The sequence below is a fragment of the Intestinibacillus sp. Marseille-P6563 genome (assembly GCF_900604335.1).
Classification (GTDB): domain Bacteria; phylum Bacillota; class Clostridia; order Oscillospirales; family Butyricicoccaceae; genus Butyricicoccus_B.
Map to the genome: position 1 here is coordinate 654,879 of NZ_UWOD01000002.1, position 14,091 is coordinate 668,969.

A 14,091-nucleotide genomic window follows, 5' to 3' on the forward strand; every position below is an offset into this window, starting at 1 on the left:
AAAGTTTTCTGGGATTTTGGTTTACAGCCATGGGATGTTTGTGATAAAATAGACAAGGCAAGAAGCGTCGCTTTTGTGATGCAAAATTATTTAATATTCATTTTTTGCTTTTTTTGCTCACCATTATCTCACGCAAAGAGATTGAAGGAGGAATTAGAAACATGGCAAGAAAGATGAAGTCCATGGACGGTAACACCGCTGCGGCACATGTGTCGTATGCGTTTACCGAGGTTGCGGGTATCTATCCGATCACCCCGTCCAGCCCCATGGCAGACAGTGTGGACCAGTGGGCCGCACAGGGTCAGAAGAACATTTTCGGCACCACCGTTAAGGTTGTCGAGATGCAGTCTGAGGCAGGCGCAGCTGGTACCGTACACGGCTCGCTCGCAGCTGGCGCTCTGACCACGACCTACACCGCTTCTCAGGGCCTGCTGCTGATGATCCCGAACATGTACAAGATCGCTGGCGAGCTGCTCCCCTGTGTTTTCCACGTATCCGCGCGTACGGTTGCTTCCCACGCGCTGAACATCTTCGGCGACCATTCCGACGTTATGGCCTGCCGTCAGACCGGTTTCGCTATGCTGGCTGAAACCAACCCGCAGGAAGTTATGGACCTGGCTGCTGTTGCTCACCTGGCAACCATCAAGTCCCGCGTACCGTTCATCAACTTCTTCGACGGCTTCCGCACCTCGCATGAGATCCAGAAGATCGAAGTTTGGGATTACAAGGATCTGGCTGAGATGTGCGATATGGACGCAGTCGAAGCGTTCCGCGCTCGCGCTCTGAATCCGGAACATCCGGTCATGCGCGGCTCGCACGAAAACGGTGACGTATTCTTCCAGCACCGCGAGGCATCCAACCCCTACTACGAAGCCGTTCCGGCCATCGTAGAGGAGTACATGGACAAGGTTAACGCTAAGCTGGGCACCGATTACAAGCTCTTCAACTACTACGGCGCGCCGGATGCTGACCGCGTCATCATCGCAATGGGCTCCATCTGCGACGTAGCCGAAGAAGTTATCGATTACCTGACCGCCAAGGGCGAAAAGGTCGGCCTTGTCAAGGTTCGTCTGTACCGTCCGTTCGCGGCAGACAAGCTGGTTGCTGCCATCCCGGCATCGGCTAAGAAGATCGCAGTTCTCGACCGCACCAAGGAGCCGGGCGCACAGGGCGAACCGCTCTACCTCGACGTTGTAACCGCTCTGGCAAACGCTGGCATCACCGACAAGGTTATCACCGGCGGCCGTTACGGTCTGGGCTCCAAGGACACCCCGCCGGCTTCGGTATTTGCAGTATACGAAGAACTGGCCAAGGATGCTCCGAAGCATCAGTTCACCATCGGTATCGTCGACGACGTAACCAACATGTCTCTGGAGGAGAAGCCGGCTCCGAACACCGCAGCTGAAGGCACCACCGAATGCAAGTTCTGGGGTCTGGGCGGCGACGGTACGGTTGGCGCAAACAAGAACTCCATCAAGATCATCGGCGACCACACCGACAAGTACGTACAGGCATACTTCCAGTACGACTCCAAGAAGACCGGCGGCGTTACCGTTTCGCACCTGCGTTTTGGCGACAAGCCGATCAAGAGCCCGTACTACATCAATAAGGCTGACTTTGTTGCCTGCCACAACCCGTCTTACATCACCAAGGGCTTCCCGATCGTTCGTGACGTAAAGCCGGGCGGCGTATTCCTCATCAACTGCCAGTGGACCCCCGAGGAACTCGATCACCATCTGGCAGCTTCCGAGAAGCGCTACATCGCAAAGAACAACATCCAGCTGTACACCATCAATGCAATTGACCTGGCGATCGAAATCGGCATGGGCAAGCGCACCAACACCATCCTGCAGTCGGCATTCTTCGCTCTGGCAAAGGTTATGCCGTCTGAGGACGCAATCCGCTTCATGAAGGAAGCTGCAACCAAGTCCTACCTCAAGAAGGGCCAGGATGTCGTTGACATGAACCACAAGGCGATCGACGCTGGTGCAACCGCATTCGTGAAGATCGACGTTCCGGCTTCTTGGGCTGACGCTGCGGACAAGGCAGACGACGCGAAGCTGGAAGGCCGCGAAAAGACCGTCAAGATGGTCAAGGACCTGCTCGACCCGATCGCTCGTATGGACGGCGATTCCCTGCCGGTATCGGCCTTCTCCGAGTATGTTGACGGTACCTTCGAGCACGGCGCTGCCGCTTACGAGAAGCGCGGCGTAGCTGTTACCGTTCCGTCCTGGAATGCAGATACCTGTGTACAGTGTAACCAGTGTGCATATGTCTGCCCGCATGCAACCATCCGTCCGTTCGCTCTGACCGACGCAGAAGCAGCTGCTGCTCCGGCTTCGGCTAAGATCGTAGACGTCAAGGCTGGCAAGGGCAAGGGCGTTTACAAGTACTCCCTGGCTGTTTCTCCGCTGGACTGCATGGGCTGTGGCGTATGTATCGGCGTCTGCCCGACCAAGTCTCTGACCATGGTTCCGCAGGAGCAGGAAGCTGCCCAGCAGGATGCTTTCAACTACATGGTCGAAAAGGTTTCCGAGAAGGAAGACATGATCTCCACCAACTCGGTCAAGGACAGCCAGTTCAAGAAGCCGCTGCTTGAGTTCTCCGGCTCGTGCGCAGGCTGTGCAGAAACCTCTTACGCTCGCCTGATCACTCAGGTTTGCGGCGATCGTATGTACATCTCCAATGCGACCGGCTGTTCGTCCATCTGGGGCGGCCCGGCTGCTACCAGCCCGTACACCGTTGACGCAAACGGCCACGGTCCGGCTTGGGCGAACTCCCTGTTCGAAGACAATGCTGAGCATGGTCTGGGTATGTACTACGGCCAGAAGGCCATCCGTGATCGCCTGATTGCCAAGCTCGAAGAAATGGCTGGCGGTCAGGAGACTCCGGACACCATGAAGAATGCCATCAACTCCTTCATGGAAACCAAGGACAACGGCGCTGACAATGCAGCTCCGGCGAAGGCTCTGATTGCAGAACTCGAAAAGGGTGCTGCTGCTGGCTGCCCGGCTTGCAAGGAAGTTCTGGCGCATAAGGAATACCTGGCTAAGAAGTCCATCTGGATCTTCGGTGGCGACGGCTGGGCATACGACATCGGCTTCGGCGGTCTGGACCACGTTCTGGCATCGGGCGAAGACGTCAATGTCATGGTATTCGATACCGAAGTTTACTCCAACACCGGCGGACAGGCTTCCAAGGCAACCAACATCGGTGCTGTAGCTCAGTTCGCTGCTGCTGGTAAGGCAATCGGCAAGAAGTCGCTGGCTGAAATCGCAATGAGCTATGGCTACGTTTACGTGGCTCAGGTTGCAATGGGTGCAAACCCGCAGCAGACCCTGAAGGCGATTGCAGAAGCCGAAGCTTATCCGGGACCGTCTCTCATCATCGGCTATGCTCCGTGTGAGATGCACTCCATCAAGGGCGGCATGGTCAACTGCCAGAAGGAAATGAAGAAGGCAGTCGACTGTGGTTACTGGAATATGTTCCGTTACAACCCGGCACTCAAGGCAGAGGGCAAGAATCCGTTCACCCTGGATTCCAAGGACCCGAAGACCGAGGATTACCGTGCATTCATCATGAACGAAGCACGTTACTCGGCTCTGACCCGTTCCTTCCCGGAGCGTGCAGAATCTCTGTTCCAGAAGTCCGAAAAGGCTTCGGTCGAGCGTTATGCACACCTGCAGAAGCTGATCGCTCTGTACTCCAACGAGGGCTAATTCTCAGTTGCACAAATCAAACGGCGGATGGTAAAAACCATCCGCCGTTTTTGCGTATGCAAAAAAGAGAGCCCCTGTCCCAACCGGACAGGGGCTCATTTCAGTTTTCTTTTTGGCGGCATGCTGGACACAGGCCGCGGGCGACCAGTGTATACTGCCGGACTTTCATGCCGGAAACCTCTTCGATCTGGCGGTCGAGCGCCTGCGGAAGCGTGAAATCAAACACGCGGCCGCATTTTTCACACCACAGATGATCGTGGGTGGTCATACGCCAGTCGAATCGGTCGGGCATGCCGGGCATCTCGATCTTGCGGATGCGGCCGTCCTCCGAAAGGATATTCAAATTACGGTAAACGGTTGCCAAACTAATCGTCGGAAGTTGTTTCCGGATATCCTGGAAGAGTTCATCCGCCGTTGGATGGGTTGTGCTCGCCATAACGGCATCCAAAATTAACTGTCTTTGCTTGGTGCGGATCAAGGGTCTCTCCTCCTATTACAATATAGTAAGAATTATCATTCTTTGTATCAATATTATATTGGATTTGTTTCCTCTTGTAAACTGCTCCAAACAGAATTTCACAAAACCATCACTTTTTACAACAACGTATGCAATTATTTCGCGTCTTTCTGATCGTTTTCGCCAGATTTGTGTCCGATTTCCGGGGCATTCTCGCGCAGCTTCTGTTCGTTGGCATACACACGGTGTTCCAAGCGGCACAGTTCCTGGGACAGTGGGTCGGGCACATTGACCTGGTCGAGATCGAACGAAGGAATGCGGTGGCCGCCGATCTTGACCACACGCGCCTTGACGCCGACGACCGTAGAATCGGGCGGAACTTCCTGCAAGACGACCGCGTTGGCGCCAATGCGCGAATTATCACCCACCGTAAACGGGCCGAGCACCTTGGCGCCCGTGGAGATAAGCACATTGTTGCCAATGGTCGGATGGCGCTTGCCGGTGTCCTTACCGGTACCGCCCAGGGTCACGCCGTGGTAAATGGTGCAGTAATCGCCCACTTCGGCCGTTTCACCAATGACGATGCCCATACCGTGGTCGATGAACAGGCCGCGGCCGATCTTGGCGCCGGGGTGGATCTCCACGCCGGTCATGGTGCGGGCAAACTGGGAGATCATCCGCGCCAGAAAAAATCGTTTATGCAAATAGAGCCAATGGGTCAGCTTGTGATAGATAACCGCATGAAAGCCTGGATATAACAGGAACACTTCGGCCGTAGTACGTGCGGCCGGGTCACGCTCCCGAATGGAGCGCGCATCCTCGATCAGTTCCTTGAGTAACATCATGGATCGCATCCTTTTTTGAACCGTCATACCCCGTGCGCCGGGCTGGGCGGTGCGGGCCGCTCCAATTCCCCACGAAAGAGGTATGCATTTCTATTGTACGGTATTCTTCCCCATTTGTCAAAGGATTTGGATAGCATTTGACAGATTCCCGGCTTTTTGCTATCATCATATCAGATTTTACGGCCAAACAAAGGGGGAGGACCTTGGAATCCATCGAAACATTGCCAAATGGCCTGCGGCTCTTGCAGGACGATGCGTTTTTTAAACTGGGACAGGACTCGGTGCTGCTGTCCGCCTTTGCGCGTCCGCGCCGGTTTGCGCGCGTGCTCGACCTGGGCGCCGGTACGGGTGCGCTGACGCTGCTATGCTGGCGGGAGGATTTACGCATGACCGGCCTGGAATTGCAGGCCGGAGCGGCTGCCCTGTTCGCCCGATCGGTCGCGGACAATCAGCTTTCCAATGTGGAAGTCGTCACCGGCGACCTACGGCAGGTACGCACGCTCTTTGCGCACGGGTCGATGGACTACGTGCTGTGCAACCCGCCCTACTTTAAGCGCAGCGCGGGCAAGATATCGCCGCTGGATGCCCATGCGCTCGCGCGGGCAGACGGCGAGGCAACCATTGAGGACATCGCGGTCGCCGCGTCCTATGTGCTGGGCAGCGGCGGCAAGTGCGCAATGGTGTTCCGTCCCGAACGACTGCTCACGCTGATGACCGCTTTACAGCGGGTGCGCCTGACGCCCAAGCGGCTGCGCTTTGTGCACCAGACGGCCGAAAAGCCGCCCAGCGCCGTGCTGGTTGAGAGCCGCAAGGGGAGCAATCCGGACGGCCTGACGGTCGAGCCGCCCCTGCTCGTGCAGGACAGCACCGGCGCACTGACCGAAGAATACAAAGCCATCTATCATTTAGCATGAAAAAAAAGCTGGCCTATGGCCAGCTTTTTCTTATCCTTTTTTGGGTTCCTTGCGGGAGGCTTCGAACGAATCGGCATGCACCCAGAACACCTCGGTGACAGCCAGATGGGAGTCTCCATAGGTCCAGCCGTCGCGACCGGTCTGGTGACGCATGATGTGCTCGAACCCGGCGCGCTTCTGGTCATTGTTCGTAGCGAACTCGACGCTGCCCTCGCCCACGATGGACGAAAACGCATAGCTGTATCGGCAGGCCAGATCGCCCTCGCCGGTCAGGCTATGCTGGGTGTCCATCTCAAAGCAGATGCGCGGGTCCGCCTTGAGGGCATCGATCTTCTTGCCCTTGAGGCCGCTGTGGAAATACAGCGTCAGGCCGGTGTCATCCCAGGTATAGCCGAAGTTCATGGGGATGACATAGGGCTTGCCGTCCGCAATCATGGCGATGCGGCACACCTTGCACTCCTGCAAAATGGGCTCGATTTGTTCGCGCCCGAAAATCTCACGGTCTTTTCTGCGCATAATAGCCTCCTTAGGTGTTGTGGTCGGAAACGTGGAACTTTTTGAGGTTGCCGATCTTTTCGGCGCGCTTGTCCATCTCGGCACACACGTCGGCCATGGTCACGCCGCATTCGTTCATCATGACCATCATGTGATAGAATACGTCGTTGATCTCCCCAATGAGCTCCTCTTTGTCGCCGTTCTTGGCGGCAATGATGGTTTCCGCGCACTCCTCGCCCACCTTCTTAAGGATCTTATCCAGACCCTTTTCAAACAAATAGCAGGTGTAGGAATTTTCCTGCGGTTCAGCGCGCCGCTGCGCGATGACCGCTTCCATCTGTTCAAACGAATTCATAGACTTCCCTTTCCGGGCAGGCTGCCTGCCCCTTGCAAATTTACCGACGGCTGAGCAGCAGCACAATAGCCAGAATGACCACCAACGCTACCGCGCCAATGCCCAGCAGGAACACCAAACTGAAATACATGACTTTTTCCTCCGGTTTATTTTTCCCAAAGCGTGGTATAGAAACAGGTACGGTTGCCGGTATGGCAGACCGGACCCTTGGGCGTACCGACATAGATGAGCGTATCGTCGTCGCAGTCGGACAAAATCTTGCTCACAAAAATGAAATTGCCCGAGGTTTCACCCTTGTTCCACAGCTTTTGCCGCGAACGCGAGAAAAACCACGCCGTGCCGGTCTCCATGGTCCGCTTGAGCGCTTCTTCGTTGGCGTAGCCCAGCATGAGCACTTCGCCGTTCCGCTCGTCCTGACAGATGACCGGAATCAGCTCGCTTTTTACAAAAAATTTGGATAAATCCATAAACGTTCTCCTTTACCGCACCGGGATATTCCGCCCGCGCAGGTATTCCTTGACCTCGTGGATGCTCAGTTCGCCGTAGTGAAACAGGCTGGCCGCCAGCGCGGCAGTCACATCGGTCTGTTCAAAGGCATCGGCAAAGTGCTGCAAGGTGCCGCACCCGCCCGACGCGATGACCGGGATGGGCACCGCCTCGCACACGAGCTGGGTCAGTTCCAAATCAAAACCCGACTTGGTGCCATCCTTGTCCATGGAGGTCAGCAAAATTTCGCCCGCACCGCGCTCGTATGCCTCGCGCGCCCAGGCGATGGCGTCCTTGCCGGTCGGCGTGCGTCCGCCGGCCACATACACCTCAAAGCCCGACGGAGTCTTATCGCTGCAGCGCGCGTCGATGGCCACGACCACGCACTGGCTGCCATATTTTTCGGCCGCGCCGTTGATGAGATCGGGGTTTTTGACCGCCGCCGAATTGACCGAGATTTTATCCGCGCCCGCGCGCAGGATGTCCTTGAAATCCTCGACCGTGCGGATGCCGCCGCCCACGGTCACGGGTACGAATACTTCCCGGCAGGTGCGGCGCACCACGTCGGCAATGGTCGCACGGTTGTCGCTCGTTGCCGTGATGTCCAGAAAGACAATCTCATCCGCGCCCTCCTGGGAATAAAACTTGGCCAGTTCGACCGGGTCGCCCGCGTCGCGCAGGCCGACGAAATTGACCCCCTTCACGACCCGGCCGTCCTTGACGTCCAGGCAGGGGATAACACGTTTTGCCAGCATGGTTCAGTCCTCCACGGCGCGGATGGCGGCCGCCAGGTCGAGCGAACCGGTATAGACCGCCTTGCCAGCAATCGCGCCGTCGATGCCCAGCTTATGCAGCTTCTTGACATCGTCCAGAGTGGTCACACCACCCGAGGCGATGATCTGGCACGAAACCGCCTGTCGCAGCTGGCTGAGCTGGTCGAAATTGGGGCCTGCCAACATGCCGTCCTTATCGATATCGGTGAAGATGATGGTCTGCACGCAGTAGGAATCCATCAGGGACGCAAACTGGAGGAAATCCTCACCCGAGTCCTTGAGCCAGCCCTCAGTGCGCACGGTGCCACCGCGCGCGTCGATGCCGACCGCGATCTTTTCGCCGTATTTAAGCACCGCGTCGCGGACAAACTCGGGGTCCTTGACCGCCGCTGAGCCGATGATGACCCGCGACACACCCAAATCGAGCACGGCGTCTACGTCAGCCATGCAGCGGATACCGCCGCCCAGTTCGACCGTAGCGCCGGTTTCGCGGATGACCCGCTCCACGACATCGTAGTTGGCGCGCGAGCCGTCCTTGGCCGCGTCCAGGTCCACCATGTGGATCATGGTCGCGCCCGCGTCCAGAAACCGCTTGGCGGTTTCGACCGGGTCCTCGGCAACTTTGTGTGCGGTTTCATAATCGCCCTTTACCAGGCGGACGCACTGTCCGTCCTTGAGGTCAATGGCAGGTAAAATCTTCATGCGTTCGCCTCCGTCAAGTTCGCAAAGTTTTTCAAAATGGTCAGGCCGACCGGGCCGCTCTTTTCCGGGTGGAACTGGCAGCCGAACACGTTGCCATGCGCGACCATGGCCGGTACCGACACGCCGTAATCGGTCGTGCAGGCAAGGTCAGCCGGGTCAGCCGGACAGGCCGCAAACGAGTGGACGAAATAGACATAATCGCCCTCATTGAGCCCTGCGGTCAGCGCGTTGGGACGCTCGATGTGCAGCGCGTTCCAGCCAATCTGCGGCAGTTTGAGGTCGGTCTGGATGCGTTCAATGCGTCCGGGCAGCAGCCCCAGACCTTTGCACAGCCGCACCTCATCCGATTCCTCGAACAGCATCTGCATGCCAAGGCAGATACCGAGAAAGGGCTTTTCCTTGGCCGCGGCCAGCACGGCTTCGGTCAGGCCGGAATCGGCCAGCGCCTGCATGGCGTCCGGGAAAGCTCCCACGCCCGGCAGGATGACGCCAGCCGCCTGCTCGATGACAGCAGGCGTGTCCGCGATTTTATTTTCATAGCCGAGAAAGTCGAGCGAATTGTGCACGCTCATCAGGTTCCCGGCGCCGTAATCGATGATTGCAATATAACTCATGGGTCCCTCCGGTTATAGCACGCCCTTGGCGCTCAGCACCTCGCCGCCGGTCTCGCGCACCGCTTCCCTGAGCGCACGCGCCAGCGCCTTGAAGATGGCTTCGGTGATGTGGTGGGCGTTCTCGCCGTACAGGCTTTTAATATGCAGCGTAATGCCTGCGTTCATCGCAAAGGCACGCATAAATTCCACGGTCAGGCAGGTGTCATACTGCCCGCACATGGGCTGCGGCATGGGCGCGTCATAGACCAGATAGGGCCGCCCGGAGATATCGAGCGCACAGAAGCCGAGCGCTTCATCCATGGGCACATAGGCCGAGCCGAAGCGCGCGATACCCGCGCGGTCGCCCAGGATGTTGGCCAGCGCCTGGCCGAGCACGATGCCCACGTCCTCGACCGTGTGGTGGCCGTCCACCTCCAGGTCGCCGGTGCATTTTACGATTAGGCCAAAGCCGCTATGGACGGCAAACGAATTGAGCATGTGGTCGAAAAAACCGATGCCGGTTTCGATCTTGCGCTCGCCCCCGTCCAGATTGAGGTACAGGGCGATTTGGGTTTCCTTGGTCTCGCGGCACTTGGTGCACTGCCGCAGTTCGGTGCGGATATTCGGCATCGTTATTCGTCCTCCTCCGGTGCGGCAAAGCGCACAGCAATGCTATTGGCGTGTGCGCCCAGCTTTTCGGCATTGGCCAGAGCGACGATGTCGTCGGCCAGGTTTTGCAGTTCATCGCGCGAATATTCGATCACGCTGGTCTTTTTCAGGAAGGTATCGGTCGACAGGGGCGAGAAGAACCGCGCGGTGCCCGAAGTCGGCAGCACGTGGCACGGCCCTGCCATATAATCGCCCAGCGGTTCGGGCGAATACTGTCCAAGGAAGATGGCACCAGCGTCGGTCAGCAGCGGCAGCAACTGACGCGGCTCGGCCGTGCACACTTCCAGATGTTCGGGGGCGATCTGGTTGGCCATCTTGCAGGCGTCGGTGAGTTCTTCAAAGACGACCGCGCAGCCGTAGTTCTGCACGCTCTCGCGGATGATCTCCCAGCGCGGCAGGGCCTTGCCCATGCGCTCCATTTCGCACGAAATGGCCTGCGCCTGCGCCATGGAGTCGGTGAGCAGCACAGCCGACGCCAGCTTGTCGTGCTCAGCCTGGCTGAGCAGGTCAGCGGCCACATAGGTCGGGTTGGCCGTGTGGTCGGCGATGACCAGCACTTCGCTGGGGCCTGCAATCATATCGATGTCCACAGTGCCGAAAGACATCTTTTTGGCGGCTGCTACATAGGCATTGCCCGGGCCGACGATCTTATCCACCTGCGGGATAAAGCCCGCGCCATAGGTCAGCGCAGCGATGGCCTGCGTGCCGCCCACGGCGATGACCATATCCACGCCCGCGATATAAGCGGCGGTCAGCACCTCGGTGGACAGGTTATCGGTCGGGGGCGTGACCATGATGAGCTGCTCGACCCCGGCGACCTTGGCCGGGATGGCATTCATGAGCACGCTCGACGGATAGGCTGCCGTGCCGCCGGGCACGTACAGCCCCACCCGGTGCAGGCCGCGCACGGTCTGTCCGAGCACAGCGCCAGGCGCACGCCGGTATTCCCAGGTCTTGACCATCATCTGTTCGTGATAATCGCGGATGTTGGCGGCCGCTTTTTCCAGTGCGCTTCGCAGGCTTTCGCTGCACGCCTGATAGGCCTTTTCCAGCACCGCTGGAGAGATTACATAGGGTTTGGTCTTATCAAAGCGCATCGAGTATTTTTCGACCGCTGCCATACCGTTTTGGCGCACGTCCTGCATGATTTCGCGCACCGTGTTTTCAATATCGCCGCGGGTCTCAGCGGCGCGCTCCTGCATTTCCCGGATGACGCGCTGCTCGGCCTGCCCGTCGGCCACGACAGTCTTTAAAAACATAGAAGTCCTCCGTTTATTTTCCCAAGCCGGCTTCCAGCTCGGCAATCACCTTTTCGATGTCTGTTTTCTTCATTTTGGCGCTCGCCAGGTTGACGATCACCCGCGCCGAGATGGGCGCCACGTCCTCGATGACCTCCAGCCCATTTTCACGCAGCGTCGAACCGGTTTCCACAATATCAACGATGGCGTCTGCCAGTTCGAGCAGCGGCGCCAGTTCGACCGAGCCTTCGATCTTGATGGTTTCCACGTCCATGTTCTTCTTGTGGAAAAATGCCTTGGTCACGTTGGGGTATTTGGTCGCGATCACCGGGGTCTTATAGCCGCCGTACACGTCCTTGCCCTTTTTGGTGGCCAGCGCGAAGCGGCATTTGCCAAAGCCTAGGTCGACCATTTCATAGAACGAGCCGCCCTTTTCCATGATCGTATCCTTGCCGACCACGCCCATGTCGCACACGCCGTGCTCGACATAGGTGATGACGTCGGCCGCCTTGGCGAGCACGATTTCGACCTTGGTGCCCGGCAGGGTGAAAATTAGCTTGCGCGAACCGGCTTCCAGCTCGGAGATGTCATAACCCGAAGCCTTGAGAAGCGCCAGCGTCTTTTTCTCCAGCCGGCCCTTGGTCAGCGCAATGCGTACGGTGTCGCGCGCCTTGGCCTTGGGGGTATCGTCCGCCTGGCTTTCGGCCAGGCTTTCCACGTCGATACCGAACCCACCAGCCGGCAGGTCGCGGCCAAACCGGCCGCACAGCGCATTGTACCGACCGCCGGACAGGATGGCTGCACCAGCCCCGCCAACATAGCCGCGGAACATGATGCCCGTGTAATAATCCATCTCGTGCACCAAACCGAGATCGATCATCACCGCTCCGCCAAATCCGGCCTCGTCGAGCGCCGCATACAGCCGCCGCAGATAGGCGACCGCACCCAGCACACGTACATTGCCGGTCAGGTTTTCGACTTCGTCGAGCACCGAAATGCCACCGAACAGCTGCGGCATGGCATACAGCGCCTTGGCTTCGGGTTTCAGGCGGTACGGCTCGAGCACATCGCCCAGCGCGGCGAACGATTTGTTTTCAATCAGGCGGCGGATGGATTCCGCCGTCTGCGCGTCCACGTCCAGCGCTTCGATGAGCGCTTTGTAAATTTCGGCGTGGCCCAGTTCGATGCGGAAATTGCCCGCCCCGGCGTTTTTGAGCGCCTGCGAAGCGGCCGACAGAATATCCAAATCGGCCGATAAGCCGTCTGCCCCGATCAGTTCAGCGCCGATCTGCAAAAATTCGCCTTTGTGGCCATGGTCGCCCGACACCGAGCGGAATACCTTCTGGCTGTAATACAGCCGCACCGGCAGCGCAGCATCATCCAGGCGGGTGGCCGCGATGCGAGCGATCGGCGTCGTGTTATCCGGCCGGGCGACGCAGATACGGCCCGATTTATCGATGATCTTGAGCATGGCTTCCTGGTCGAGTTCCGGGTTGCCCTGCGCAAAGACGTCGTAATATTCCACGGCCGGGGTGATGATTTCACTGTACCCCTTGCCTTCCAGGGTCTCGCGGATGGCTCTTTCGGTCTGCCGCAGCGCACGGCAGGATGCAAACAACAAATCGCGTGTCCCCTCGGGGGTGGAAATTTTATATCGGTTCATGACAGCATTTCTCCTTGTTTGATTTTATCACGTTAAAATACTAACACGAGAAATTTTTTCTGTCAAGGTTTATTCTCGCGTTCCCACAAAAGCCGATACATCGGCTCGGGGTTTTCCAAAAAACGCCTAGTCAGCTGATAATGGCTGGTCTGCCGATAATCGACCGACCGGATGCCGGTTTCATCGATATACAGCACCTGCGCACCCGGATAGGTCATCAAAACCGGTGAATGGGTGGCGATAACCAGCTGGGAATCGGCCTGTTCCAGGCGGTGGATATGCCCGAGCAGTTCCATCAGCGAGGTTGGTGACAGGGCGGCTTCGGGTTCGTCGAACACATACATGCCCTGCCCTCCCAGACGGTTGCGCACCAGCGCCAGAAAGCTTTCGCCATGCGACTGCTCGTGCAGCGACCGGCCGCCATAGCGAGCAATAATCGGGAGGTCGTGTAAATTGACCGGCGCTCCCTCGTCCAGCTCGTCGATGTTGGTCGCCACATTATAAAAGCTCTCGGCACGCAGGAAAAAGCCGTCGCGCGGACGATAAGGCCCGCGGCCGAGGTCCAGGTAATCGTACAAAGCCGCATGCGTTTCTCGTGTCGCAAAGTTGAAATTCTTTGTGCCGCCCTCGGCGTTAAAGCCCAGCCGCACGGCGATGGCTTCGATGAGCGTCGATTTGCCGACCCCGTTTTCCCCGACCAGCAGGGTCACCGGGCGGGTCAGTGTGAGCGGCTGCGCCGCCAAATGCTGCACGGCCGGCAGCTTTGCCCAATAGGCATTCTCCGGCAGCGCACGGTTCAAACCGATCTGGCGTAGATACAAATTCTTCCGCATGGTTTCTTACCCTTGGTAGTCGTCGACTAGCTTTTCAACCTTTTCCAAAAAGCTTTCTTCGCCCACGGTATTCAGTTTCCAAAATACCGCCTGACTGCCGCCTGATGTGATGGCAGACAGGAACAAGGTATCCCCCTGCCCCACAAGGGTCAGATTCAGGCTCACCCGGTTGCTGCCCACCCAGCTGTACCGCTCAAACACACGCACCGCGCAGCGCAGGTCGCCTGTCTGCCAGTCGCTGCCGTCCTCATAGGAGGCCGATGCGCTGCCACCCAAAATACCATCGTGTAAGTAGTGCAGAAAATGGTCAAAATTACCGGTCAGACGTCTTTCATATTTGGCCATCCGG

The 14,091-nt window shown here is 57.9% G+C and carries 15 protein-coding genes; 2 read left to right on the forward strand and 13 right to left on the reverse strand.

Going from position 1 to position 14,091, the window contains the following annotated elements:
- Window positions 1–161 precede the first annotated feature (161 nt).
- Window positions 162–3,719, forward strand: coding sequence for a pyruvate:ferredoxin (flavodoxin) oxidoreductase (gene nifJ, locus EFB11_RS11290; RefSeq protein WP_122790321.1), 3,558 nt, complete (start codon window positions 162–164; stop codon window positions 3,717–3,719).
- A gap of 100 nt (window positions 3,720–3,819) precedes the next feature.
- Here the strand turns inward: nifJ and EFB11_RS11295 are convergent, their stop codons facing one another.
- Both EFB11_RS11295 and epsC read right to left on the reverse strand, forming a co-directional pair.
- Window positions 3,820–4,197: a Fur family transcriptional regulator gene (locus EFB11_RS11295; RefSeq protein ID WP_122790322.1), complete on the reverse strand. Its 378-nt coding sequence runs from the start codon at window positions 4,195–4,197 to the stop codon at window positions 3,820–3,822.
- Window positions 4,198–4,331: 134 nt separating this feature from the next.
- Window positions 4,332–5,018 carry a serine O-acetyltransferase EpsC gene (gene epsC, locus EFB11_RS11300; RefSeq protein ID WP_243115248.1) on the reverse strand — a complete coding sequence of 229 codons (687 nt, stop codon included), beginning with the start codon at window positions 5,016–5,018 and terminating at the stop codon, window positions 4,332–4,334.
- 206 nt (window positions 5,019–5,224) lie between these two features.
- On the opposite strand from epsC, the gene EFB11_RS11305 reads away from it, so the two are divergent.
- A complete protein-coding gene (locus EFB11_RS11305) occupies window positions 5,225–5,935 on the forward strand; it encodes a tRNA1(Val) (adenine(37)-N6)-methyltransferase (RefSeq protein WP_164706742.1) in 711 nt (236 codons plus the stop codon).
- Between the two features lie 30 nt (window positions 5,936–5,965).
- Here the strand turns inward: EFB11_RS11305 and EFB11_RS11310 are convergent, their stop codons facing one another.
- From EFB11_RS11310 to EFB11_RS11360, 11 genes are all read right to left on the reverse strand, one after another.
- Window positions 5,966–6,451 (reverse strand): pyridoxamine 5'-phosphate oxidase family protein, encoded by a 486-nt coding sequence (locus tag EFB11_RS11310; protein ID WP_122790324.1) that lies wholly within the window; start codon window positions 6,449–6,451, stop codon window positions 5,966–5,968.
- 10 nt (window positions 6,452–6,461) lie between these two features.
- A complete protein-coding gene (gene hisE, locus EFB11_RS11315) occupies window positions 6,462–6,785 on the reverse strand; it encodes a phosphoribosyl-ATP diphosphatase (protein WP_122790325.1) in 324 nt (107 codons plus the stop codon).
- Between the two features lie 146 nt (window positions 6,786–6,931).
- The gene (hisI, locus tag EFB11_RS11320) at window positions 6,932–7,252 is read right to left on the reverse strand and encodes a phosphoribosyl-AMP cyclohydrolase (protein ID WP_122790326.1); all 321 of its coding nucleotides are present in this window, start codon (window positions 7,250–7,252) and stop codon (window positions 6,932–6,934) included.
- Window positions 7,253–7,264: 12 nt separating this feature from the next.
- Complete coding sequence (gene hisF, locus EFB11_RS11325) at window positions 7,265–8,026, reverse strand: imidazole glycerol phosphate synthase subunit HisF (protein ID WP_122790327.1); 762 nt, start codon at window positions 8,024–8,026, stop codon at window positions 7,265–7,267.
- Window positions 8,027–8,029: 3 nt separating this feature from the next.
- Window positions 8,030–8,746 (reverse strand): 1-(5-phosphoribosyl)-5-[(5-phosphoribosylamino)methylideneamino]imidazole-4-carboxamide isomerase, encoded by a 717-nt coding sequence (hisA, locus tag EFB11_RS11330; protein WP_122790328.1) that lies wholly within the window; start codon window positions 8,744–8,746, stop codon window positions 8,030–8,032.
- Complete coding sequence (hisH, locus tag EFB11_RS11335) at window positions 8,743–9,360, reverse strand: imidazole glycerol phosphate synthase subunit HisH (RefSeq protein WP_122790329.1); 618 nt, start codon at window positions 9,358–9,360, stop codon at window positions 8,743–8,745. The genes hisA and hisH overlap by 4 nt, the downstream gene beginning before the upstream one ends.
- 12 nt (window positions 9,361–9,372) lie before the next feature.
- Window positions 9,373–9,969, reverse strand: coding sequence for an imidazoleglycerol-phosphate dehydratase HisB (gene hisB, locus EFB11_RS11340; protein ID WP_279220544.1), 597 nt, complete (start codon window positions 9,967–9,969; stop codon window positions 9,373–9,375).
- A 2-nt stretch (window positions 9,970–9,971) separates the two neighbouring features.
- Window positions 9,972–11,267, reverse strand: a complete 1,296-nt coding sequence (hisD, locus tag EFB11_RS11345; RefSeq protein ID WP_122790330.1) for a histidinol dehydrogenase — start codon at window positions 11,265–11,267, stop codon at window positions 9,972–9,974.
- A gap of 13 nt (window positions 11,268–11,280) precedes the next feature.
- Complete coding sequence (hisZ, locus tag EFB11_RS17560; RefSeq protein ID WP_164706743.1) at window positions 11,281–12,909, reverse strand: ATP phosphoribosyltransferase regulatory subunit; 1,629 nt, start codon at window positions 12,907–12,909, stop codon at window positions 11,281–11,283.
- A 62-nt stretch (window positions 12,910–12,971) separates the two neighbouring features.
- Window positions 12,972–13,742, reverse strand: coding sequence for an AAA family ATPase (locus EFB11_RS11355; protein ID WP_122790331.1), 771 nt, complete (start codon window positions 13,740–13,742; stop codon window positions 12,972–12,974).
- A 6-nt stretch (window positions 13,743–13,748) separates the two neighbouring features.
- Window positions 13,749–14,087 carry a DUF6054 family protein gene (locus EFB11_RS11360; protein WP_122790332.1) on the reverse strand — a complete coding sequence of 113 codons (339 nt, stop codon included), beginning with the start codon at window positions 14,085–14,087 and terminating at the stop codon, window positions 13,749–13,751.
- Window positions 14,088–14,091: the final 4 nt, after the last annotated feature.

Coding starts and splice junctions, on each gene's coding strand:
- epsC (WP_243115248.1), bottom strand. CDS start 5,018: ATGTTACTCAAGGAACTGATCGAGGATGCGCGCTCCATTCGGGAGCGT.
- hisA (WP_122790328.1), bottom strand. CDS start 8,746: ATGAAGATTTTACCTGCCATTGACCTCAAGGACGGACAGTGCGTCCGC.
- hisH (WP_122790329.1), bottom strand. CDS start 9,360: ATGAGTTATATTGCAATCATCGATTACGGCGCCGGGAACCTGATGAGC.
- hisF (WP_122790327.1), bottom strand. CDS start 8,026: ATGCTGGCAAAACGTGTTATCCCCTGCCTGGACGTCAAGGACGGCCGG.
- EFB11_RS11360 (WP_122790332.1), bottom strand. CDS start 14,087: ATGGCCAAATATGAAAGACGTCTGACCGGTAATTTTGACCATTTTCTG.
- hisB (WP_279220544.1), bottom strand. CDS start 9,969: ATGCCGAATATCCGCACCGAACTGCGGCAGTGCACCAAGTGCCGCGAG.
- EFB11_RS11310 (WP_122790324.1), bottom strand. CDS start 6,451: ATGCGCAGAAAAGACCGTGAGATTTTCGGGCGCGAACAAATCGAGCCC.
- EFB11_RS11355 (WP_122790331.1), bottom strand. CDS start 13,742: ATGCGGAAGAATTTGTATCTACGCCAGATCGGTTTGAACCGTGCGCTG.
- nifJ (WP_122790321.1), top strand. CDS start 162: ATGGCAAGAAAGATGAAGTCCATGGACGGTAACACCGCTGCGGCACAT.
- hisZ (WP_164706743.1), bottom strand. CDS start 12,909: ATGAACCGATATAAAATTTCCACCCCCGAGGGGACACGCGATTTGTTG.
- hisE (WP_122790325.1), bottom strand. CDS start 6,785: ATGAATTCGTTTGAACAGATGGAAGCGGTCATCGCGCAGCGGCGCGCT.
- hisD (WP_122790330.1), bottom strand. CDS start 11,267: ATGTTTTTAAAGACTGTCGTGGCCGACGGGCAGGCCGAGCAGCGCGTC.
- hisI (WP_122790326.1), bottom strand. CDS start 7,252: ATGGATTTATCCAAATTTTTTGTAAAAAGCGAGCTGATTCCGGTCATC.